The following is a 21,804-nucleotide window of genomic DNA, read 5'->3' as shown; positions in this document are numbered from 1 at the left end:
GATCGTCCTCGTCGGGTCATCCGAAGATGATGGACCCGACATGTCGCAGAAATTTACCGGCTCGTCGGTTCGTCGCGCAAATCGGGCAGTTGGTGTCAGAACGCCTCGGACAGCGCAGGTTTCCTGCCGGTGATCGCCTCGTAATGGCGCGCTGCGTAACGGTCGGTCATGCCGGCGATGAAGTCGGCGATGTGGCGGCTGCGGCCGGGCTCGTCCTCCGGCAGGCGTGTGCGCCATGCCTCGGGCAGGTGGCGGGGGTCCTCGCGATAGGCGGCGAACAGGCCGGCGACGATCTCGCGCGCGACGCCGGCAGCGGTCAGCTGCATCGGGTGGTGGTAGAGGTTGGCGTACATGAAGCGCTTGAGCATCCGCTCCTCCTCGCGCATCGACGCGGAGAAGCGGACGAGCGGCTCGCCGGCGGCGCGGACGTCGTCGACGCTGGCGACACCCTTGGCGGACACAGCGGCGCGGGTCTCGGTGATGAGGTCGTTGACCATCGTGCCGATCTGCGAGCGGACCAGCTCGCGCACCAGCCTGTCCCGCGGCACGTCGGAGTGGCGCGCGCGCACCGCATCCCAGCCGCGCGCGACCATCGGCACCTCCAGGAGCTGATCGAGCGTCAACAGCCCGGCGCGCAGGCCGTCGTCGATGTCGTGGTTGTCATAGGCGACGTCGTCGGCGATCGCCGCGACCTGCGCCTCCAGCGATGGCCAGCTGTGGAGGTCGAGCGGGAAGGTCGCATCGGCCTCGGCGAGCGCCCAGCCCGGCTCCCAGATTGGGCCGTTGTGCTTGGCAAGCCCCTCCAGCGTGTCCCAGGTGAGATTGAGGCCGCTCCAGCGCGGATAGGGCGAGTCGAGGTGGGTGACGACGCGCAGTGTATGACCGTTATGATCGAAGCCGCCCTGCCCGGCCAGCGCCGCCTGCAGCGCATCCTCGCCGGCATGGCCGAAGGGCGGATGGCCGATGTCGTGGGCGAGGCACAGCGCCTCGGCCAGGTCCTCGTTGAGGCCGAGCGCGCGGGCGATGGTGCGGCCGATCTGCGCGACCTCCAGGCTGTGCGTCAGGCGCACGCGGAAATGGTCGCCGTCGGGCGCCATGAACACCTGGGTCTTGTGCCTGAGGCGGCGGAAGCTGATCGAATGGATCACCCGGTCGCGGTCGCGCTGGAAGGCGTCGCGGGGGCCGCGTTCGGGATCGCCCGGCTCGGGATGGAGTCGCCCGCGGCTGCGCTCGGGGTCCGCCGCCCAGGGCGCGAGCGGCCTCATCTCGCGCCGAGCTTGTCGATCTTCTGCCCGGCCGGGCTCTGCCAGACGAACGCGGAGGAGCCGTCCTTGGCGAGCTGGTTGACGAAGGCCATGGCGTCCCCTTGCGTCTTGAACGGGCCGGCGAGCAAGCGGTTTGTCGCGCGCAGCGGCGTGGTCCACGCCGTCTTGCCGCGGAAGGCGGACGGCGATCTGGCGGCGAGGCGTTTCCAATCCTTGCCGAGGTCGGCCGCGTTGGCTCCGCCCGCGACCTGTACCCAGATGCGCGCGGGTTCGGTCTTGGCGGGATCGGGCTTCTTCGGCTCGGCTTTTCTCGGTTCCGGCTTCCTTGGCGAGACCTTGGCTGCAACGGCGGCAGGGGCGGCCTCGGGCTGCCTCGGTTCCGCTTTCCTGACCGTGACCGGACGCGGCGGAGGAGATGCCGCCGCGGACCGCTCACCGAGCTCGGACGCCGGGATGCTGATCCTGGCGATGATCGCGGCGAGCACCGACTGGCCGGAGCTCAGCGATGAGGCCGGCGCTGGAGTCGGGGTTCGCACCGGCGTCGCGGCAGAACCGACCGTGCGCGGCACCGCGCCCGGCGATGACAGGGACGTCGAAGCAGCGGCAGGTGCGGGCGCGACGGTAGACGGCGCAGGTGCCGGAGCTGGTGCGGGCGCGGGTGCCGGGCGCGCGGGCACGGTGTCGGCGGTCATCGCCCAGTTCCGAGCCGGCGTCTCGCGCCTCGGCGCGGTAATCACCGTCGGCGTGCGCGGGGCGGTGCTTGCGAGCTGCACCGGCGGCGGCGCGGGCGCGGGCGTCGGGGCCGTCGTGGGAGCCGGCGACGGGATGCGGCCCTGCGGCACGCGGCTGGCGCGACTGTTCGCCCCGACGCGAGGCCGGCCGGCCGCTGCGGCCACCGCCGTCGGCGTCGTCGGCGAGCCGGTCTCCGGCAACGGGACCAGCGGCGGCGCCAGCCGGGCGTCGGCGGTGCGCGCGGGCGTCGGTGTCGGCTCACCGAAATGGACGGCGAAGGCGCGGTCGGCCGGCGCCAGCGCGGCCAGGCGGCGGAAGAACGGCGCCATCGCCGTGCCGTTCGGCATCATGCTGGTCGCGATCCGTTCGGCGCCCGGCACGTCGCCGGTCATCGCCAGGATGAACGCGCGGGCGCGCCATGCCGGCCGGTCGCTGCGCCGCAGCAGCGGGTCGAGCAGCTGCATGGCCTCGTCGCGCTTGCCCGAGATACCGAGCGACAGCGCGAGCCGCCGTACCGTCTCGTCGTCGCGATCGGCATCCAGCGCGCGGCGATAGTCGCGCTGGGCATAGCCGGGCTGGCCGATCAGGTCATAGGCGAGGCCGCGCTGCGCCAGATAGCTCGTCATCGGCGCGCCGGCGCGCTCGGCGCGGCCGTAGTAGCTGAGCGCTTCCCCAGGCCGTTCGAGCAGCACGAGCGCCCCCGCCTTGCCGGCGAGCACGCGTGCGTTGCCGGGCGAGACGCCTTCCGCCCGGTCGAAGAACCGCATCGCCGCCTGCGGATCGCCGAGCCTCACGCTGAGGTCGCCCGCGGCGATCAGCGCATTGAGGTCGCGCGGATTGGACGCGAGCACGCGCATCTGCGCGGCCAGCGCGTCGGCGTTGGGCGTAGGCGGGGGCACGATCTCCTGCGCCGGCAGCATCACCGGCGCCGCGATCAGGGCCACGACGGAGAGGCCAGCCCGCAGGACCGTCGAAAGCTTCATGACCGGCAACGGATCAAGCCGACGGCAGGTGAACGGGCGCTGACCATGCACCTCCACCTCGGCCAGCCGAGCCGGAGCGGCGACAGGCCGCGCCGGCCGGCTTTCCCTTTCGATTACTGATTGTTCTGGCGATGGAGGAAGCGCGGGATGTCCGGCGGGTTGCGGTCGTCGGCCGAATCATCGGCCTTGCCACGGCCCGACATGCGCTCGAACAGCGTGCCGCCCGAGCGCGGCCGGGCCGCCTCGGCCGGAGCCTCGGGCTCCTCGGCGACGCCGGTCAGCCAGCGGCGACGGATCGTCGGCTCGGGCGCCGGCGGCGGAACGTCGCGGGCGATGGCCGGCTGCGGCGGCTTCTCCGGCGCGACCTGCGATTCGGCGCCGAGCACCAGCTCGTCCTCCGCCGGCTCCTCGGCCGGGGCGGCGAGGCTGGACGTGAGCTCCAGCGCGTCGGCTTCCTCCGGCTGCGCCGCTTCCGCAACCGCCTGCGGCTGCGGTCCGGGTTCCGGCGCCGCAGCGGCGGGCTCCGGCGTCGCGGCCGGCGTCACCGGCTCCGGACGGCGCGGCGTGTTGAACGAGAAGACGCGCGGCTGCTCGGCTACCGCCGCAGCCGCTTGCGCCTGGGCGTCGACGTCGATGCCGGTGGCGACCACCGACACGCGGATCTTGCCCTCCAGCTCGGGATTGAACGCAGAGCCCCAGATGATGTTGGCGTCCGGATCGACCAGCTCGCGGATGTGATTCGCGGCCTCGTCGACCTCGAGCAGGCGCATGTCCTCGCCGCCGGTGATCGATACGATCACGCCCTTGGCGCCGCGCATCGACACGCCGTCGAGCAGCGGGTTGGCGATCGCCTTCTGCGCCGCCTCGATCGCGCGGCTGTCGCCGCCGGCCTCGCCCGTGCCCATCATCGCCTTGCCCATCTCCTGCATCACCGAACGGACGTCGGCGAAGTCGAGGTTGATGAGGCCGGGCATGACCATCAGGTCGGTGATGCCGCGCACGCCCTGCTGCAGCACCTCGTCGGCGAGCTCGAAGGCTTCCTTGAAGGTGGTGTTGGCGTTGGCGATCAGGAACAGGTTCTGGTTGGGGATGACGATGAGGGTGTCGACGTACTTCTGCAGCTCTTCGATCCCCGCCTCGGCGGAGGCGGCGCGGCGCTTGCCCTCGAACGCGAACGGCTTGGTCACGACGCCGACGGTCAGGATGCCCATGTCGCGCGCCGCCTTGGCGATGACCGGCGCCGCCCCCGTGCCCGTGCCGCCGCCCATGCCGGCGGCGAGGAAGCACATGTGCGCGCCCTCGAGCGCCTTCTGCACCTGCTCGATCGTCTCCTCGGCGGCGGCGCGGCCGATCTCGGGCCGCGAGCCGGCGCCGAGGCCCTGGGTGATCTTCGCGCCGAGCTGGATTCGCTGCGGCGCGGCCGACTGCTTCAGCGCCTGCGCGTCGGTGTTGGCGACGAGGAACTCGACGCCCTGCACTTCGGCCCGGATCATGTTGGCGATGGCGTTGCCGCCCGCGCCGCCGACGCCGATCACGGTGATGCGCGGCGTCAGCTCGTCGACGTCGGGCGGAAGGAATTCGATACTCATCGCCTGGTCTCCCCCGGAGCCTCGAAGAACGCCGGGCCCCTCACATAATCATCAATCTTCTGCACGATCCGCTTCCGCTCTCCTAGCGCAAAGTCGCGCCGATGTCGCAAATCCTTAATAGTTCGCTTTGAACGCCGCCAGCAACCGCCCGAGCACCGCCATACCGCTCGGGCGCACCACCATCTGGCTGCGCGCAGGCTCGATCGACCGCAAATCGACGGGATCGGACGCGGCGAAGGCGGCGAGGCCCGCCAGCGTCGCGAAGGCAGGGCCCGAATGCGCGTCGGGCAGCGCGGTCAGACCGCGCGGGCGGCCGACGCGCACCGCGCTGCCGAGCGCCTGCTGCGCATAGTCGGCGATGCCGCGCAGCTCCGCGCCGCCGCCGGTCAGCACGAGCTGACGCCCGACCGGATCGGCGAAGTCGAGCCGCTTCAGCTCCTTCTGCACCTCCGCCATCAGCCGTTCGAGCCGGGCGCGGATCACGGTGTTGAGCTGGGCGCGGGTAATGCGGTGGCCGTCGGGCTCGACCTCTGGGTTGACCGGCGCGATATCGACCATCTCGTGGTGATCGCGCGGCGACATGTTGGCCGAGCCGTGGAAGCACTTCAGCCGCTCGGCCTGCGCACGGCGGGTGCCGAAGGCGGAGGCGATGTCGTCGGTGATGTCGCCACCGCCCATGCCGATCGAGGCGAGGTTGGCGAGCACGCCGTCCTTGAACACCGACACGTTGGTGACGCCCGCGCCGATCTCGACCAGCGCGACGCCCAGTTCGCGCTCCTCCTCGGTCAGGCAGGCGAGGCCGGTCGCGACCGGCGCGGCGATGATCGAGCGCACCTCGAGATGCGCCGAGCGGACGCAGAGGTCGAGGTTGCGGACCGGCGAGCCGTCGGTCGCGACGACATGGATGTCGACTCCGAGCCGGTCGGCGTGGAGGCCGAGCGGGCGCTTGACGCCCCCCAAGCCGTCGAGCGTGTAGCGGGTCGGCTGCGCGTGGAGGATCATGCGGCCGCTCGGGTCGATCGCCTCGCGGCCGGCCTTGAGCAGGTCGTCGATGTCGCCCTGCTCGACACGGTGGCCGCCGAGGTCGACCTCGAGCCGCAGGATGTCGGACAGGAGGCCGCCGGCCGAGAAGCTGACCCACACCTCCTCGATATTGGTGCCGGCGATCCGCTCGGCCTGCTCGACCGCCTCGCGTACCGCGGCCTCGGTCGCGATCATGTCGGCGATATAGCCGCGCTTGACGCCGCGGCTCTCGCGCTGGCCGGTGCCGAGCACGACCAGCTCGCCGCCGTCGCCCTTCTGCGCGATCAGCGCCGACACCTTCGACGATCCGATGTCGAGTGCGGTGATCAGTCCTTCCGGTGCCGTCTTCGCCACTGTTCTATCCCCCAATCATTCCGTCGCGGCGGTTTGCGCCGTTGGCCGATCCACCACCCGCCCCGGCATACGCACCACCAGCCGGTCAGGATCGCGCATGTCGAAGCGAAGATAGCCGCGCCCGAGCAGATGGTCGCGCGCCTCAAGTTCGGCGAACTTGGCGAGCGCGCGGGCCGAAGCCTGCTCGCCCTCCGGCAGCGAGAGCTGCTCGCCGCTCCTGAAGGTCAGGTCCCAGCGACGGTCGCCGACCCAGGTCGCGGCCTTGACCTGGCGCTTGAGCGCGGGCGCGGCCTGGATCAGCGCCTGATAGGCGGGCTCCTGCGCGTTGGCGCCCTCCCCGATCACCAGCGGCAGCGGCGGCATCGCATTGGGATCGACCGGCTCCAGGATCTTGCCGGCGGCGTCGATCAGCATCAGCTGGCCCTGGCTCTGCCAGATCGCGGCGGGCTGGCGCTCGACGATGTCGATGACCAGCGTGTCGGGCAGGCGGCGCGAGACGCGGGCGTCGGCGATCCAGCCATAGTCGAGCAGGCGTCCGCGCACCCGATCGAGGTCCACCAGCGGCATGGCGCGCGATTGCTGGTCTGTGGCGACGGCGTAGACCGACATGCGGTCCATGCGCTTGAGGCCGGTGATCTCGATCTGCTCGACGCGGAATCCGGCGCGGCCGACCCCCTCCGCCATCGCCGCGCCCACCGCGCCGGGGATGCCGAGCCAGGTTGCCATCGCCAACAGCACCGCCAGCGCCGCCGCGAACATCGTCCAGCCGATCCAGCGGCGCAGCGTCTCCTCGCTGACCGGAAGCGCGGCGATCGCCTGGTCGAGCAGGCCGACCTTCTTGGCCGGCTTGCGCTGCTGCGGCCGGCGCTTGATGTTGCCGCGGGCGGGGGCGCGGCTCATCTCAGCGCCTCGTCGACGATGATCTGCACCAGCTCGGCATAGCTGATGCCGAGATGGCGTGCCTGCTCGGGCACCAGGCTGAGCGGGGTCATGCCGGGCTGGGTGTTGACCTCCAGCAGGAACAGGCCGGCGACGCCCTGCTCGTCGTCCCAGCGGAAATCGGCGCGCGAGCAGCCCTTGCAGCCGAGCAGGCGATGAGCCTCCAGCGCTACGCCCATGCACGCCTCCGCGATCTCGTCGGGGATCGGCGCGGGGAAGAGGTGCTCGGTCAGGCCGTCGGTGTATTTGGCATCATAGTCGTAGAAGCCGCTCCTGGGCTTCAGCTCGGTGACGCCGAGCGCGCGGTCGCCGAGCACGGCGGTGGTGAGCTCGCGGCCGCGGATGAAGGGTTCGGCGAGCAGCTTGTCGAACTCCTGCCAGGGACCCTTGACGTCGCAGCCGATCGGGTTGCCGTAATTGCCGTCGGCGGTGACGATCGCGACGCCGACCGACGAGCCTTCGTTGACCGGCTTCAGCACGAAGGGCCGCGGCAGCGGGTCGCGTTCGTAAAGCTCCTCCGAGCGTACCATGCGGCCGCCGGGCATCGGGATGCCATGCGGGACCAGCGCCTGCTTGGTCAGCTGCTTGTCGATCGCGACGACCGACGTGGCGAGGCCGGAATGGGTATATTTGAGGCCCATCAGGTCGAGCATACCCTGGACGGTGCCGTCCTCGCCGGGCGTGCCGTGGAGCGCGTTGAACACCAGGTCGGGCTTGGCGTCGGCGAGCCTCAGGGCGACGTCGTGCCCCATGTCGATGCGCGTCACGCGATGGCCGAGGCTCTCGAGCGCATCGGCGATGCCGCTGCCCGACGACAGCGACACCTCGCGCTCGGCCGACCAGCCGCCCATCAGAACTGCGATGTGCAGCGTCATGCCGGCATCCCCACGCGCTGGATCTCCCATTCGAGCGTCACGCCGGAATGCGCCTTCACCTTCTCGCGGACCTCCTCCCCCAGCGCCTCGATGTCGGCGCTGGTGGCGTCGCCGAGGTTGAGGAGGAAGTTGCAGTGCTTCTCGCTCACCTGCGCGTCGCCGCGGCGCAGGCCGCGGCAGCCGGCGGCGTCGATCAGGCGCCAGGCCTTGTCGCCGTCCGGGTTCTTGAAGGTCGAGCCGCCGGTGCGGCTGCGCAGCGGCTGCGAGGCCTCACGCTCGGCGGCGATGCGGTCCATCTCGGCGCCGATCGTCTGCGGGTCGCCGGGCGTGCCCTCGAACAGCGCCTCGACCACGATCGCGCCGGCAGGGATTTCGGAATGGCGGTAAGTATAGCCGAGCTTCTCCGCCGGCCAGGTCTCGATCGCGCCGTCGCGAGTGACGACGGTCGCCTCGACCAGGATGTCGCTGGTGTCGCGGCCGTAGGCGCCGGCGTTCATCCGTACCGCGCCGCCGATCGTGCCGGGGATGCCGCGCAGGAATTCCAGCCCCGCGATGCCGGCATCGCGCGCGGCGCTGGCGACGGTGATCCCCATCGCCGCGCCGCCCGCCCGCACGCGGTTGCCGGGTTCGATGTTCACCTTGGCCATCGTCTTGGGCAGGCGGACCACCACGCCGGGCACGCCGCCGTCGCGCACGATCAGATTGGAGCCCACGCCGACCGGCAGCACAGGGACATCCGGATCGAGCGCGGCCAGGAAAGCGGCGAGCGACTGGATGTCGTCGGGCCGCACCAGCCATTCCGCCGGCCCTCCGGTGCGGAACCAGATGAAGTCGGCGAGGCTGCCGTGATGCTCGACCGATCCGCGCAGCGGCGGGAGCGCGGTGCAGACGGCGCTCATTTCCACCCCCACAGGCTCGCCCAGGCCTTCCACGCCTTGAGATTGGCCTCGGCCGCCTTGTGCGTCACCTCCTGCGCCGCCGCGATCTGTGCGCTAAGATCGAGCCCGCGCTGGGCCGCGTCGAGCTGCGCCTTCTGCGCGCGCAGGATCTCGCGCTGCATGTCGACCATGGTGGAGAAGAAATCGCTCATGCCGCCACCCGCGCCTGCTCGATCGCCGGAGCGAGGCCGGCCGCCCATTTGGTGATGTCGCCGGCCCCCAGGCAGATCACCTGGTCGCCCGGCACGATCACGGCGGCGAGCGCCTCCGCGAGCGCCTCCGGACCCGCGATCGGCAGCGCGGCGCGGTGGCCGCGGCGCTGCAGCCCTTCAACCAGCGCGGCGGCGTCGACGCCCTCGATCGGCGCCTCGCCCGCGGGATAGACCGGGGCGACATAGACGATGTCGGCGTCGTTGAAGGCGCCCTGGAACTCGTCCATCAAATCGCGGAGACGCGTGAAGCGGTGCGGCTGGACCACCGCGATCACCCGGCCCTGCGCGCTCTCCCGCGCCGCCGCCAGCACCGCGCGGATCTCGACCGGGTGATGGCCATAGTCGTCGATGATGACGGCGCCATTCACCTCGCCGACCTTGGTGAAGCGGCGCTTGACCCCGGCGAACTTGGCGAAGCCCTGCTGGATCGTCGCATCCGGGATGCCGAGCTCCAGCGCCACGCCGATCGCCGCCAGCGCGTTCTGGACATTGTGACGGCCGGGCATCGGCAGGTCGATGTTCTCGATCGACCGCGTCGTGCCGTCGCGATGGCGGATGATCGCCTCGAACCGGTTGCCGCCCGGATAGGGGGTGACGTTGACCCCGCGCACGTCCGCCGAGGCGGCGAAGCCGTAGGTGACGATGCGCCGGTCGCGCACGCGCGGGATGATCGCCTGCACCTCGGGATGGTCGAGGCACAGCAGCGCGGCGCCGTAGAAGGGCACGTTCTCGACGAACTCGACGAAGGCGTCCTTCACCTTCTCGAAGCTGCCGTAGTGGTCGAGGTGCTCCGGATCGATGTTGGTGACGACGGCGATGGTGCCGTCGAGGCGGAGGAAGCTGCCGTCGCTCTCGTCGGCCTCCACCACCATCCAGTCGCTTGCGCCGAGCCGGGCGTTGGAGCCGTAGCTGTTGATGATGCCGCCGTTGATCACGGTCGGATCGACGCCGCCCGCATCGAGCAGCGCCGCGACCATCGAGGTGGTGGTGGTCTTGCCATGGGTGCCGGCGACCGCGACGGTCGACTTGAGCCGCATCAGCTCGGCGAGCATCTCCGCGCGGCGCACCACGGGGATGCGATGGCTGAGCGCGGCCTCGACCTCGGGATTGCCGCGCTTGATCGCGGTCGAGGTCACCACCACCGCGACATTCTCGACGTTCTCGGCGGCGTGGCCGATCTTCACCGCGATGCCGCGCTCGCGCAGGCCCTGCACGACATAGCTGTCGGCGACGTCCGAGCCCTGCACCTTGTAGCCAAGGTTGTGCATCACCTCGGCGATGCCCGACATGCCGATGCCGCCGATCCCGACGAAGTGGATGACGCCGATGTCCGTAGCGACGCCCCTCATGCCGCGGCCCTCTGCGTCTCGAGGCTCTCGACCAGATTGGCGAGATCGCGCGCAGCATCCGGGCGGCCGCACTTCTTCGCCCGCGCGGCAGCGTTGGCGAGCGCGGCGGGATCGAGCCCGAGCTTCTGCATCTGCTTGGCGAGCTCGGCCGGGGTGAACTGCGGCTGCGGGATGGTGCGGGCTCCTCCGGCTTCGGTGATCTCGCGCGCGTTGGCGGTCTGGTGGTCGTCGGTGGCGCTGGGCAGCGGCACCAGGATCGCCGGGCGGCCGGCGGCGGTGAGCTCGGCGACGGTCGAGGCGCCCGCGCGCGCGATCACGAGATGCGCCCAGGCGAGATGCTCCGGCAGGTCGGGCAGATAGGTCGCGATCTCGGCCGGGATGCCGTGCTCGGCATATTTGGCGCGGACCTGGTCGATGTCCTCGATCCGCGCCTGGTGCGTCACCTGGAGGCGGCGGCGGAAATGGACCGGGAGCAGCGCGAGGCCGTCGGGCACGACCTGGCTCAGCACGGTGGCGCCCTGGCTGCCGCCGGTCACCAGCACGCGGAAGATGCCGTCCTCCTCCAACACCGGATAGGGGCGCTCGCGGATGTCGAGGATCGCCTGGCGGACGGGATTGCCGACGAGATGGGTCTTGCCGCGCCAGCTCTCCTTGAGCCGCCCGACGTCGGCATAGGAGGTGGCGATCGCCGCCACCCGTCCCGCGACGAAGCGGTTGACGCGGCCGAGCACGGCGTTCTGCTCATGGATCACCGTTGGAATGCCCGCCGAGAAGGCAGCGAGCATCGCAGGGAGTGCGGGGTAGCCGCCAAAGCCGATCACCGCAGACGGCTTGAAGTTGCGGTAGAGCTCGATCGCCCGGGCGCGGCCATCCCACATCTGCTTGGCCGCCCTGGCCCAGCCGATCGGGCCGCCGGAAAGACGTCCGGCGGGCAGGACATGGGTCTGCACGTCCTCGAACAGGCCGGGGAAGCGTACCCCGCGCGCGTCGCTCACCAGCGCGACGCGGTGGCCGCGCGCCGATAGCTCGGCGGCGAGCGCCGCGGCGGGGACCATATGGCCTCCGGTGCCGCCTGCGGCGAGGACGTAGTGGCGTTCCGATCCCATGCTCTTCCTGTCACCTCACGATATAGGGCGAGCGGGTCAGATACGGGTTGCGACGGGTAAAGGCGAGCAGCAGTCCCATCCCCAGCGACAAGGCGATCATCGACGAGCCGCCGTAGCTGATGAACGGCAGTGTCATGCCCTTCGACGGCAGCAGGCCGGTGTTGACGCCCATGTTGATCGTCGCCTGCACGCCGAACTGCGCAGCGAGGCCCGAGGCGGCGAGCAGGCGGAAGGCGTCCTCCTCGTCGAGCAGCTTGACGAACACGCGCACGACGATGGCGAGGAACAGGACGGCGATGATCGCGCAGGCGAGCAAGCCGAACTCCTCGCCGACCACCGAATAGATATAGTCGGTGTGCGCCTCGGGCAGCTTGAACTTGACGGTGCCGCCGCCGGGGCCGGTGCCGGTGACGCCGCCGGCGGTCAGCGTCGCATGGGCCATGTCGGTCTGGTAGTGGTCGGTCCCCGCCCCTTCGCGATCGGGGAACAGAAAGTTGTCGATCCGCAGGCGCGCGGTCGGGTAGAAGAGATAGGCGGCAATGATGCCGGCGAACCCCGCGCCGAACAGCGCCCCGATCGCCTTGGGCGATACGCCGGAGATCATCAGCAGGATCAGCCACACGCTGGAGAAGACGATCGTCTGGCCGAAGTCGGGCTGAAGCATCAGCAGCGCGGCGACCGCCACCGTCAGCAGCCCGGTGACGATCAGCATCGGCAGCTCGGGATCGCGCGCGCGCAGCGACAAGAGCCACGCGGTGGTGACGATGAACAGCGGCTTCAGGAACTCCGACGGCTGGAACTGCGCGACGCCGACGCCGATCCAGCGCCGCGCGCCGTTGACGGTGACGCCGATCACAGGCACCGCCATCAGCAGGACCAGGAAGATCACCGTGCCGGCGATCGCCATGCGCCGCGCGACCGTGATCGGCAGCATCGACACGACCAGCAGCACCGGGATCGACACCGCGACCCAGGCGGTCTGACGCCAGAAATAATACATGGGCGGTATCTGGTGCGCGCCCTCGGAATACCGGACGGCCGAGGCGGGACTGGCGGCGGCGACCGCGACCAGGCCGATCGCGATCAGCAGGAAGACGAGGAACAGGAGCACGCGGTCGAGCTCCCAGAACCAGATCGCGATCGGCCCCTGATTGCCGCGCCCGAAGCGCTGCTCCATGCGGCCGCGCAGACCCTTGGGGGCCGCGGAGGGACGAGCGGCGTCGGTCATGCCAGCGCCTCCACCGCCGCTCGGAAGGCGCGGCCGCGGTCTTCATAGTCCCGGAACTGGTCGAACGAGGCGCAGGCGGGCGAGAGCAGCACCGTCTCCCCCTCCCCTGCCCTTGCGGCGGCCTGGGTCACCGCGGCGGCGAGCGTACCGCTCTCCTCGACCGGCATATGTGGGCTGAGCAGGCGGGCGAACATCGGCCCCGCCTCGCCGATCGTATAGGCGCGCGCGACGTGACCGAAGTGCGGAGCGCAGGCGTCGAGGTCGTCGGTCTTGGCCTGGCCGCCGAGGATCCAGTGGATGCGATCGAAGGCGGCAAGCGCCGGGGCGGTCGAGGTGGGATTGGTCGCCTTGCTGTCGTTGACGTAGGCGACGCCGTGCCTGACCGCGATCCGCTCCATGCGGTGCGGCAGGCCGGGGAAGGTCTCCAGCCCCTCGTCGATCGCGGCGTTGGGAATGCCGAGCGCCTCGCACGCGGCGATCGCGGCGAGCGCGTTCTGGGCGTTGTGCGGGCCCTGCAGCGCCGGCCAGCGCGACTGGTCCATGCAGACGCCGGGGGCGATCTTCGTCACGTCCTCGGCGCGGCCCGAGCGCGAGATCTGGCGGGCGATCGCGGCGGAGGGCTCGTCGCCGATGCCGATCACCGCGGTATGGCCCGGCGACTGCATCGCGAACAGCCGCGCCTTGGCGGCGGCATAGGCCTCGAAGCCGTCGTAGCGGTCGAGATGGTCGGGGGTGATGTTGAGCAGCACCGCGACGTCGCAGTCGAGGCTGTGGGTGAGGTCGATCTGGTAGCTCGACAGCTCGAGGACGTAGACGCCGCCTTCAGGCAATGGCTCCTGCCCTAGGATCGGCAGGCCGATGTTGCCGCCGAGCCGCGCGGGCAGGCCGGCGGTCTCGCAGATGTGGTGGATGAGGGCGGTGGTGGTCGACTTGCCGTTGGTGCCGGTGATGCCGACCACCTTGTGCGGCGGCAGCGACGGGCGCGCCTCGGCGAACAGCTCGATGTCACCGATCAGCGGGACGCCGGCGGCACGGGCATGATCGGCGATCGGGTGGCGGTTGATCGGCACGCCGGGCGAGACGACGACGCCTGCGAAACCGATGAGGTTGACGGTGAGCGGGTCGGCAAGCACCAAAGCCCTTTCCCCTCCGGGGAGAGGGTTGGGAGAGGGGGAGTGCGGCACAGTCGGTGAGTCCCACTGCCCCTCTCCCCCACCCTCTTCCCAAAGGGGGGAGGGAGAAAGGGCAGCCCTTGCCTCCTCCTTCGCGTCCCACGCCACCACCTCGGCACCGCTCGCCAGTAGCGCCTGCAAGGTCGCGGTGCCGGAGCGCGCCAGCCCCAGCACCGCATAGCGTCTGCCGCGCCAGGCCGGATTGGTGATCATCTGAGCTTCAGCGTCGACAGGCCGGCGAGCGCCAGCACCAGCGCGATGATCCAGAAGCGGATCACCACCGTCGGCTCGCTCCAGCCCATCTGCTCGAAATGGTGGTGGATCGGCGCCATGCGGAACACGCGCTTGCCGGTGCGCTTGTAGAAGAACACCTGGATGATGACGCTCAGCGCCTCCACCACGAACAGGCCGCCGATGATGCCGAGCACGATCTCATGGTGCGCGACCACCGCGATCGCGCCGAGCGCGCCGCCGAGCGCGAGGCTGCCGGTGTCGCCCATGAACACCGCGGCCGGGGGCGCGTTGAACCAGAGGAAGGCGAGCCCCGCTCCCACGATCGCACCGCAGAAGATGGCGAGATCGCCCGCGCCCGGGACGTGCGGAATGCCCAGGTACACCGCGTATTTCGCGTTGCCGGCGAGATAGGCGATGATCATGAAGGCGACGCAGGCGATGATCACCGGCATGGTTGCGAGGCCGTCGAGGCCGTCGGTCAGGTTCACCGCATTGCCGAACGCGACGATCGTGAACGCCCCGAACAGGATGTAGAAATAGCCGAGGTCGAACGAGAAGCTCGAGAAGAACGGCACGTAGAGATGCGTGCCGTTGCCGCGGGTGATGAGCCACGCCGCGCCGGCGGCGATGACGAACTCGCCGAGCAGGCGGAGCCTGCCGGAGACGCCGGCGGTGCTCGCCTTGCGGACCTTGTCGTAATCGTCGAGGAAGCCGATCAGGCCGAAGCCCAGCGTCACGAACAGGCACGCCCAGACATAGGCGCTCGCGAGGTTCATCCACAGGAAGATGGCGAGCGTCATCGCGGTCAGGATCATGAGCCCGCCCATCGTCGGTGTGCCGCGCTTGGCGAGGTGGCTCTGGGGGCCGTCGGTGCGGATCGGCTGGCCCTTGCCTTGGCGGATGCGCAGCCAGCCGATGAAGCGCGGGCCGATGATCAGGCCGAACAGCAGCGCCGTCGCCACCGCGCCTCCGGTGCGGAAGCTCAGGTATCGCAAGAGGTTCAGGACCCCCGGGAAGCCCAGCTGCTCGGCAATCCAGTACAGCATCAGCCCCCCACCCCAACCGATTGCCTGGCCAGCGCCGCGACCACCGCCGCCAGCCCGATCCCGTTCGATCCCTTGACGAGAACCGCATCCCCCGGCGCCAGCTCCGCCATCAGGCGGTCGCGCGCGGCTGCGGCGTCGGACACATGGACGAAATCGAGATGTCCCTCAAGGACTTGCGCGAGCGGCGCCATCTCCTCGCCGACCAATATGGCGTAGGAAAGCCCCGCTTCGCCGATCGGGTCGGCCAGATCGGCATGATAGGCGGCGCTCTGCTCGCCGAGCTCCCGCATTCCGCCGAGCACGGCGATGCGGCGGCCGGGCTCGCGGGCCAGCACGGCCAGCGTCGCTCGCATCGAGACGGGATTGGCGTTGTAGCTCTCGTCGATCACCAGTGCGGTGCCGTCCCGCACCTCGACCAGCAGGCGCGCGCCGCGACCGGGCAGGCCTGGCAGCTCGCCGAGCGCGAGACCGGCGAGGCCGAGGTCACCGCCCGCCGCATCGACCGCGGCAAGCACCGCTAAAGCGTTGGAAACCCAGTGATTTCCTGGGTGGACGACGGTGAAGCTCAGCTCGCGCTCCTCGCCGATCGCGGCGCTGACGAAAGTGCCGCCGTTAGCCGCCGGCATCGTTTCGATCGCGTGGACGTCGGCGCCTTGGTCGAGGCCAAAGGTGACGATGCGGCCGGCGTAGGGCCCGGCGGCGGCGATCAGGCGGTCGCGGTGGGGGCTGTCGTAGGGGATGATCGCGGTGCCGCCGGGTTCGAGGCCCTGGAAAATCTCGCCTTTCGCGTCGGCGATCGCACCTTCGTCGGGGAAGAACTCGGTATGGGCAGGGGCGATCGCGGTGACGATGGCGATGTGGGGGCGCACCATCGCAGTCAGCGCGGTAAGCTCGCCGGCGTGGTTCATGCCCATCTCGAACACGCCGAAGCGGGTCGCGGCAGGCATCCGGGCGAGGCTCAGCGGCACGCCGGTGTGATTGTTGTAACTCTTGACCGAGCGGTGGACAAAGCCTTGATTCGCGCGGGAAAGCGCCTCGGCCAGCGCCTCCTTGGTGCCGGTCTTCCCGACCGAGCCGGTGACGCCGATCACCGTCGCCCGGGTACGGGCGCGGGCGGCACGGGCGAGCGACTCCATCGCAGCCATCGTATCCGGTACCCGGACTGCCGGGTGGTCGGTCGGCTGGCTGACCAGCGCGCCGGTCGCGCCGGCGGCGATCGCCTTGTCCAGGTAGAGATGGCCATCGGCGGTCTCGCCCTTGAGGGCGATGAACAACGACCCTTTGGACACTTCACGAGAGTCGAACGCAACATGGTCACACGCGAAGTGACGGTTGGCGGTGCCGCCCGTTGCACTTTCGATCTCGACGGATGTCCACAAGGGAGCGCTCATGCCGCCACCTCGCGTGCCACCGTCACGTCGTCGAAGGGCAATATGAGATCGCCGACGATCTGGCCCTGCTCGTGACCCTTGCCGGCGATGAGGACGATGTCCTCGGGGCCTGCCTCGGCGATGGCATGGGCGATGGCGGCGCGGCGGTCGCCGATCTCGATGGCGTCCGGCGCGCCCTTGAGGATCGCGGCGCGGATCGCGGCGGGATCCTCGCTGCGGGGATTGTCGTCGGTGACGATCACCAGGTCCGCCCGGGCAGCGGCGACCGCGCCCATCTCCTCGCGCTTGCCGGTGTCGCGGTCGCCGCCGGCGCCGAAGGCGACGATCAGGCGGCCGGCGGTGTGGGGCTTCAGCGCGGCGATCGCCGCCTCCAGCGCGTCGGGAGTGTGGGCATAGTCGACATAGACCGGCGCCCCGGTCCGCGTGATGACCGCGCGCTCGAGCCGGCCGCGCACCGGCGCCAGCCGCGAGAGATTGGCAAGCGTCGCCGCGACGTCGCCGCCGGTCGCGACCACCAGCCCTGCTGCCGTGATCGCATTGGCGGCCTGATAGGCGCCGATCAGCGGCAGGGTGACCTTATGCTCGCGCCCTTCGGCGGCGATCACCAGCGCCTGGCCGAGCAGGGTCGGATCGCGTGAGACGATGCGCAGCGTATCGCCGTGCTCGCCGACCGTGACCAGCTTGAGGCCGCGCATCCGGGCGAGGTCGATCACGCGCTCGGAATGGGGATCGTCGACCCAGACCACCGCGGTCCCGTCCGCGTCGATCACCTCGGAGAACAGGCGGAGCTTGGCGGTGAAATAGGCGGCCATGTCGCCGTGATAATCGAGATGGTCGCGACTCAGATTGGTGAAGGCGCCCGCGCGGACCGACAGCCCTTCCGTGCGGTACTGCGACAGACCGTGGCTCGACGCCTCGAACGCGAGATGGGTCACGCCCTCGCGTGCGAGGCCCGCCACGTTCGAGAGGAAGGTGACGATGTCCGGTGTGGTCAGCCCGGTCGTCACCCGATCGTCGGCGGTGGTGACGCCGAGCGTGCCGATCGAGGCGGCATGGAAGCCCGCCATCCGCCACAGCTGGCGCGTGAGCTCGACGGTGGAAGTCTTGCCGTTGGTGCCGGTGACCGCGACCGCCGTCTCCGGAAAGGGCGCGAAGAACCGCGCCGCCAGCCGGGCGAAACGCTCGCGCGGATGGGTGTCGGCGATGTGGAGCGCGCCCTCGACCCGCGCTTCGGGCCGCGCGACCACGGCGATCGCTCCGCTCGCGACCGCCTGGGGGATGAAATCCTCGCCGTTGACGCGCGTGCCCTCGAACGCGCCGAACACGGTGCCGGGCGCGACCTTGCGGTGATCGATGGCGAAACCGGTCACGGCCGCGTCGTCGCCGTTGCCGGTGAGCTGGCCCAGCCTCATTTGGGGCGCCTCATTTCAGCCATTTGCCCTCTCCTCTTGATAGGGGAGAGGGATACCGCAGCTTGGCTGCGCTTGCGCGCCTAGCGGAGGTTGGGAGAGGGGTAGAGCGAGGCGGAGCCTCGCGCGCTTGCGATGCAAGCGCCCACCCCTCTCCCAGCTCCGACTAAGGCGTTGCTGCGCAAGACCTAAGTCTGCGCAACCCTCTCCCCTCCACAGGAGGGGAGAGGGCGTAGGGTGTCGATCCAACCTCACTCCGCCAGCCCCGGGTCCTCGCCGGGCTTGTGCCAGATCAGCGCCTGCAGGTCGGACACGTCGACGTCGCGGTTCATGTCCGGCTGCACGCCAAGCAGCGGCCCCGTGCGCATGATGAGGCGGCTCACCACCGGCGCGGCGGTATAGGCGGCGGTGGTCAGGCCAAAGGATTCGGCATTGCCGACGGGCGAATCGAGCATTGCGATCACCACATAGCGCGGTGCGTCCATCGGGAAAGCCGCCGCGAACGTCGAAACGTTGACATGTTTCGAATAACCGCCCGCGCCGGCCTTTTCCGCGGTGCCGGTCTTGCCGCCGACGCGGTAGCCGAGCGCCTCACCCTTCCGGCCAGTGCCGTCGAGGACGATCAGGCGGAGCAGCTGGCACATCCGCGCGCTGGTCGCCTCCGAGATCACCCGTCGGCCCGCGGGGGTATGGCCCGGCTCGACCTTGAGCAGCGTCGCCGGCCGCCAGATGCCGCCGTTGACCAGCGCGGCATAGGCGCTGGCGAGATGGAGCGGCGTCACCGCGATGCCGTGGCCATAGGCGGTGGTCATCACCGTGGTCCGCGCCCAGAAACGCGGCCACAGCGGGTGCGCCTTCTCGATCTCGATGTCGGGCGCGGTGTCGAAACCGAGCTTGCGGAACATCGCCGACAGCTTCTCCTGCCCCATCTCGTCGGCGATGCGGGCGGTGGCGATGTTCGACGAATGGATCAGCGTCTCGGGAATGTTGAGCCAGCGCTTCTGCGCGTGATCGTCATGGATCCTGAAGCGGCCGACCTGGAGCGGCTGCGTCGCGTCGAACCGCTTCGCCATCGAGGTGACGGTGCCGGTGTCGATCGCCGCGGCGATCGCGATCGGCTTGAATGCGGAGCCGAGCTCGTAGACGCTCTGCGTCACGTTGTTGAGCAGCGTTCCCTCGCCCGAGCGGACCTTGTTCGGGTTGAAGGTCGGCAGCGACGACATGGCGACGACTTCACCGGTGTGGACGTCGAGCACGATGCCGGCGGCGCCCTTGGCCTGGAACGACGTCATCGCCCGGCCGAGCTCGCTCTCCAGTGCGCCCTGGACGCGCAGGTCGAGCGACAGCGCGACCGGCTGCGATCGCAGCGCCGGGTTGGTGAGGCGCGCGTCAAGCGCCTTCTCCATGCCGCGCACGCCGTGCCGCTCGGCATTCAGATAGCCTAGCGCCTGCGCTGCCAGCGCCGATTGCGGATAGAGCCGCTCGGGCTCGCGCGCGAAGGTGATGCCGGGTTCGCCGAGCGCGTTCACCGCCGTCACCAGCTCGGGCATCGCGCGGTGGCGGAGGTAGGTGAAGGGCGCCTTCAGCGTGAGCAGGCGGTAGTAATAGGACGGATCGCGCTCCGGCATCAGCGCCGCCAGCTTCTGCGCCAGCTCGACCTTGTCGCCGATGACGTTGCCGGGCTGCACGCCGATCGACCAGGCGTCAATGGTGCGCGCGAGCGACGCGCCGTTGCGGTCGACGATGTCGCCCCGGAGCGGCACCAGCGCCGCGGCGGCGTCGCGCGCGGTCGCCGGCTCCGCCGACAGCGCCAGCCAGCCGAGCCGGCCGACGATCAGCAGCGTCGCGAAGACGAACAGCAGCATCAGGATCGTCAGGCGCAGATGCGCCACGGCGACCAGCGAATGCCGGCCGCTCTCCCGGCGGCGCTCGACCGCGGCAGGAGCGACGAGGACGATCAACGCAGCGCCGCCGTCTCGCTGCGCGCGCGTGCCATGACGTCGCCGATGGTGGATTCGCTGAGCAGCCGGTGGTCGAGCATCGCCACCGCCTGCGCCCGGCCGGTGGCGACGGCGCGCCTGACCTCGCTCGACGCGACCTCGACCACAGCCGGCGCCGGGCGCTGCGCCGGAACGGCGGCAGGGGCGGCAGCCTGGGCGGTGGCGGTGCTCGCCGTGGCGGGCTGCAGCTCGGATTCGTCGATGCCCGAGGGCACCACCAGCGAGGCATATTGCGGCGCCGCGCCGTCGCCGAGCGGCTGCAGCGACGCGAGCGCGGTGTCGCTCGCCAGATACTGGTCGGGGCGCGGCGCGGTGAGCGCGAGCACCTCGCCGTTGTAGCGCTCGAGCTGGGCGAGGCTGGCGCGCGTCTCGAACTCGGTCTCGAGGCTGCGGATGTCGCGCTTCGCCTGCACGATCGCGCGATCGACCGATTCGACGCGGCCGCGCTCCGACGCGACCGCCGAGGTCACCATGTAGCAGGCCGGCAGCACCGTCGCGATGCCGAGGACCCAGCCGAATCCCTTGAAGCTCATCGACGCCATTACTTGTCTCCCAGGGTACGCCACGGCGCGGCGGCGGTGCGCCGCGCCACCCGCAACGTCGCCGACCGCGCGCGCGGGTTACGCGCGATCTCGCTCTCGCTGGCGCGGACCGCCCGCGCCGGTGTCTCGAAGCTCGGATCGTTCGCCGCCTGCACCGCCGGGCGGTGGCGCGATCCGGCGGACTCGCCGCCGCTGCGCTCGCGCAGGAAGCGCTTGACGATGCGATCCTCCAGGCTGTGGAAGGTGACGACCGCCAGCCGGCCGCCCGGCTTCAGCACGCGCTCGGCCGCCTCCAGCCCCTCATTCAGCTCGTCGAGCTCGCGATTCAGGTGGATGCGGATCGCCTGGAAGGTGCGGGTCGCCGGGTCCTTCTTGTCGTGCGGCTTGTGGCCGAGCGCCTTGCGCACGACCTGGGCCAGCTCGCCGGTGCGCTCGATCGGGCGTCCGGCGACGATTGCCCGGGCCACGCGGCGGGCGCGCGGCTCCTCGCCATAATGGTAGAGCACGTCGGCGATCTCGCCCTCGTCGGCGGTGTTGACGAAGTCGGCGGCGGTCATGCCCGAGCGGCTCATCCGCATGTCGAGCGGCCCGTCGGCCTGGAAGGAGAAGCCGCGATCGGGCTGGTCGAGCTGCATCGACGAGACGCCGATGTCCATCGTCACGCCGTCGACCGGGACGAGGCCGCGCGCGCCCAGCTCGCTCTCCATCGCGGAGAACGGCGCCTCGATCAGCGTCAGCCTGCCGTTCGCTTCGGCGACGAGACGTTGACCGCCTTCGACCGCGACAGGGTCGCGGTCGAAGGCGGCCACCTCGGCTCCCCGCTCGAGGAACGCCTGCGTGTAGCCGCCCGCCCCGAAGGTCGCGTCGACGTGGCGCTCGCCGGGGGCGATGACGAGCGCGTCGACGACCTCGTCGAGCAGCACGGGGATATGCGGGCGCGCGGCGGTCATCCGCGCGCCTTCCGGTTGGCCATCATATGCGCGCAGCGGCCCTTGAGGCGGGGGCTCGCCTCGTCCGACGCGAGCAGCACGTCGGGCGCCCAGATGTTGAAGGTGGGGCCGGCGCCGACGAAGAAGGCCCAGTCGGCGATCTTCGCCTCGTCCTTGAAGAACTCGGGCAGGATGAAGCGGCCGCTGGGGTCGAAGCTGGCGCGCTCGACGTCGCCGAACACCGCCTCGCGCTGGCGCTCGATCTCGCGGATGTCGACGCCCTCGTCGGCCATGCGGCGGAAGCGGCGCTCCTCCGAGAGCGACCAGGCGGTGTCGTAGGCGCGCAGGCACGGCAGCGTCGGGTGGAAGCCGACGACGACGATCTTCGCCTGCGAGTTGCGGTCGATGGTCGAGCGGAAGTCGGCGGGGATGGCGACGCGACCCTTGGGGTCGACGGCCTGCAATCCCGCTCCTTCGTAAAGACCCGC

The 21,804-nt window shown here is 70.5% G+C and carries 19 protein-coding genes; all 19 read right to left on the bottom strand.

The genetic code is table 11. The features are described from left to right. Positions 1–95: 95 nt before the first annotated feature. Positions 96–1,265, bottom strand: a complete 1,170-nt coding sequence (locus ACMGER_RS16970) for a deoxyguanosinetriphosphate triphosphohydrolase (RefSeq protein ID WP_436813340.1) — start codon at positions 1,263–1,265, stop codon at positions 96–98. Beyond that, the gene (locus ACMGER_RS16965) at positions 1,262–2,941 is read right to left on the bottom strand and encodes an SPOR domain-containing protein (protein ID WP_436813339.1); all 1,680 of its coding nucleotides are present in this window, start codon (positions 2,939–2,941) and stop codon (positions 1,262–1,264) included. Before ACMGER_RS16965 ends, ACMGER_RS16970 begins: the two co-directional genes overlap by 4 nt. Before the next feature lie 152 nt (positions 2,942–3,093). Further along, the gene (ftsZ, locus tag ACMGER_RS16960; RefSeq protein WP_436813338.1) at positions 3,094–4,569 is read right to left on the bottom strand and encodes a cell division protein FtsZ; all 1,476 of its coding nucleotides are present in this window, start codon (positions 4,567–4,569) and stop codon (positions 3,094–3,096) included. A gap of 114 nt (positions 4,570–4,683) precedes the next feature. Next, on the bottom strand, positions 4,684–5,946 hold the full coding sequence (gene ftsA, locus ACMGER_RS16955; protein WP_436813337.1) for a cell division protein FtsA: 1,263 nt from the start codon (positions 5,944–5,946) through the stop codon (positions 4,684–4,686). Between the two features lie 15 nt (positions 5,947–5,961). Next, complete coding sequence (locus ACMGER_RS16950) at positions 5,962–6,846, bottom strand: cell division protein FtsQ/DivIB (RefSeq protein WP_436813336.1); 885 nt, start codon at positions 6,844–6,846, stop codon at positions 5,962–5,964. Further along, the gene (locus ACMGER_RS16945; RefSeq protein ID WP_436813335.1) at positions 6,843–7,760 is read right to left on the bottom strand and encodes a D-alanine--D-alanine ligase; all 918 of its coding nucleotides are present in this window, start codon (positions 7,758–7,760) and stop codon (positions 6,843–6,845) included. Before ACMGER_RS16945 ends, ACMGER_RS16950 begins: the two co-directional genes overlap by 4 nt. Beyond that, positions 7,757–8,659: a UDP-N-acetylmuramate dehydrogenase gene (gene murB, locus ACMGER_RS16940; protein ID WP_436813334.1), complete on the bottom strand. Its 903-nt coding sequence runs from the start codon at positions 8,657–8,659 to the stop codon at positions 7,757–7,759. Before murB ends, ACMGER_RS16945 begins: the two co-directional genes overlap by 4 nt. Beyond that, entirely contained in the window at positions 8,656–8,850 is a 195-nt protein-coding gene (locus tag ACMGER_RS16935; RefSeq protein WP_436813333.1) for a hypothetical protein, read from the bottom strand. Before ACMGER_RS16935 ends, murB begins: the two co-directional genes overlap by 4 nt. Then, positions 8,847–10,259, bottom strand: a complete 1,413-nt coding sequence (gene murC, locus ACMGER_RS16930; protein ID WP_436813332.1) for a UDP-N-acetylmuramate--L-alanine ligase — start codon at positions 10,257–10,259, stop codon at positions 8,847–8,849. The genes ACMGER_RS16935 and murC overlap by 4 nt, the downstream gene beginning before the upstream one ends. Beyond that, a complete protein-coding gene (murG, locus tag ACMGER_RS16925) occupies positions 10,256–11,365 on the bottom strand; it encodes an undecaprenyldiphospho-muramoylpentapeptide beta-N-acetylglucosaminyltransferase (RefSeq protein ID WP_436813331.1) in 1,110 nt (369 codons plus the stop codon). Before murG ends, murC begins: the two co-directional genes overlap by 4 nt. Before the next feature lie 10 nt (positions 11,366–11,375). After that, positions 11,376–12,593, bottom strand: coding sequence for an FtsW/RodA/SpoVE family cell cycle protein (locus ACMGER_RS16920; RefSeq protein ID WP_436813330.1), 1,218 nt, complete (start codon positions 12,591–12,593; stop codon positions 11,376–11,378). Beyond that, on the bottom strand, positions 12,590–13,978 hold the full coding sequence (murD, locus tag ACMGER_RS16915; protein ID WP_436813329.1) for a UDP-N-acetylmuramoyl-L-alanine--D-glutamate ligase: 1,389 nt from the start codon (positions 13,976–13,978) through the stop codon (positions 12,590–12,592). Before murD ends, ACMGER_RS16920 begins: the two co-directional genes overlap by 4 nt. Beyond that, on the bottom strand, positions 13,975–15,045 hold the full coding sequence (gene mraY, locus ACMGER_RS16910; RefSeq protein WP_436813328.1) for a phospho-N-acetylmuramoyl-pentapeptide-transferase: 1,071 nt from the start codon (positions 15,043–15,045) through the stop codon (positions 13,975–13,977). The genes murD and mraY overlap by 4 nt, the downstream gene beginning before the upstream one ends. Next, positions 15,045–16,436 carry a UDP-N-acetylmuramoyl-tripeptide--D-alanyl-D-alanine ligase gene (locus ACMGER_RS16905; protein WP_436813327.1) on the bottom strand — a complete coding sequence of 464 codons (1,392 nt, stop codon included), beginning with the start codon at positions 16,434–16,436 and terminating at the stop codon, positions 15,045–15,047. Before ACMGER_RS16905 ends, mraY begins: the two co-directional genes overlap by 1 nt. Beyond that, positions 16,433–17,848 carry a UDP-N-acetylmuramoyl-L-alanyl-D-glutamate--2,6-diaminopimelate ligase gene (locus tag ACMGER_RS16900; protein WP_436813326.1) on the bottom strand — a complete coding sequence of 472 codons (1,416 nt, stop codon included), beginning with the start codon at positions 17,846–17,848 and terminating at the stop codon, positions 16,433–16,435. The genes ACMGER_RS16905 and ACMGER_RS16900 overlap by 4 nt, the downstream gene beginning before the upstream one ends. Positions 17,849–18,096: 248 nt before the next feature. Beyond that, positions 18,097–19,806: a peptidoglycan D,D-transpeptidase FtsI family protein gene (locus ACMGER_RS16895; RefSeq protein ID WP_436813325.1), complete on the bottom strand. Its 1,710-nt coding sequence runs from the start codon at positions 19,804–19,806 to the stop codon at positions 18,097–18,099. Beyond that, on the bottom strand, positions 19,803–20,387 hold the full coding sequence (locus ACMGER_RS16890) for a hypothetical protein (protein ID WP_436813324.1): 585 nt from the start codon (positions 20,385–20,387) through the stop codon (positions 19,803–19,805). Before ACMGER_RS16890 ends, ACMGER_RS16895 begins: the two co-directional genes overlap by 4 nt. Further along, on the bottom strand, positions 20,387–21,337 hold the full coding sequence (rsmH, locus tag ACMGER_RS16885; protein WP_436813323.1) for a 16S rRNA (cytosine(1402)-N(4))-methyltransferase RsmH: 951 nt from the start codon (positions 21,335–21,337) through the stop codon (positions 20,387–20,389). Before rsmH ends, ACMGER_RS16890 begins: the two co-directional genes overlap by 1 nt. Further along, positions 21,334–21,780 carry a division/cell wall cluster transcriptional repressor MraZ gene (locus tag ACMGER_RS16880; protein WP_436813322.1) on the bottom strand — a complete coding sequence of 149 codons (447 nt, stop codon included), beginning with the start codon at positions 21,778–21,780 and terminating at the stop codon, positions 21,334–21,336. Before ACMGER_RS16880 ends, rsmH begins: the two co-directional genes overlap by 4 nt. Between the last annotated feature and the right edge of the window lie 24 nt (positions 21,781–21,804).

The sequence above is a fragment of the Sphingomonas astragali genome, from assembly GCF_051400615.1.
Taxonomy (GTDB): domain Bacteria; phylum Pseudomonadota; class Alphaproteobacteria; order Sphingomonadales; family Sphingomonadaceae; genus Sphingomonas.
The sequence above is the reverse complement of the archived record's forward strand: the minus strand, read 5'-3'. Positions and strand labels throughout refer to the sequence as shown.

Coding starts and splice junctions, on each gene's coding strand:
- ACMGER_RS16970 (WP_436813340.1), bottom strand. CDS start 1,265: ATGAGGCCGCTCGCGCCCTGGGCGGCGGACCCCGAGCGCAGCCGCGGG.
- ftsZ (WP_436813338.1), bottom strand. CDS start 4,569: ATGAGTATCGAATTCCTTCCGCCCGACGTCGACGAGCTGACGCCGCGC.
- ACMGER_RS16950 (WP_436813336.1), bottom strand. CDS start 6,846: ATGAGCCGCGCCCCCGCCCGCGGCAACATCAAGCGCCGGCCGCAGCAG.
- ACMGER_RS16945 (WP_436813335.1), bottom strand. CDS start 7,760: ATGACGCTGCACATCGCAGTTCTGATGGGCGGCTGGTCGGCCGAGCGC.
- murB (WP_436813334.1), bottom strand. CDS start 8,659: ATGAGCGCCGTCTGCACCGCGCTCCCGCCGCTGCGCGGATCGGTCGAG.
- ACMGER_RS16935 (WP_436813333.1), bottom strand. CDS start 8,850: ATGAGCGATTTCTTCTCCACCATGGTCGACATGCAGCGCGAGATCCTG.
- murC (WP_436813332.1), bottom strand. CDS start 10,259: ATGAGGGGCGTCGCTACGGACATCGGCGTCATCCACTTCGTCGGGATC.
- murG (WP_436813331.1), bottom strand. CDS start 11,365: ATGGGATCGGAACGCCACTACGTCCTCGCCGCAGGCGGCACCGGAGGC.
- ACMGER_RS16920 (WP_436813330.1), bottom strand. CDS start 12,593: ATGACCGACGCCGCTCGTCCCTCCGCGGCCCCCAAGGGTCTGCGCGGC.
- murD (WP_436813329.1), bottom strand. CDS start 13,978: ATGATCACCAATCCGGCCTGGCGCGGCAGACGCTATGCGGTGCTGGGG.
- mraY (WP_436813328.1), bottom strand. CDS start 15,045: ATGCTGTACTGGATTGCCGAGCAGCTGGGCTTCCCGGGGGTCCTGAAC.
- ACMGER_RS16905 (WP_436813327.1), bottom strand. CDS start 16,436: ATGAGCGCTCCCTTGTGGACATCCGTCGAGATCGAAAGTGCAACGGGC.
- ACMGER_RS16900 (WP_436813326.1), bottom strand. CDS start 17,848: ATGAGGCTGGGCCAGCTCACCGGCAACGGCGACGACGCGGCCGTGACC.
- ACMGER_RS16890 (WP_436813324.1), bottom strand. CDS start 20,387: ATGGCGTCGATGAGCTTCAAGGGATTCGGCTGGGTCCTCGGCATCGCG.
- rsmH (WP_436813323.1), bottom strand. CDS start 21,337: ATGACCGCCGCGCGCCCGCATATCCCCGTGCTGCTCGACGAGGTCGTC.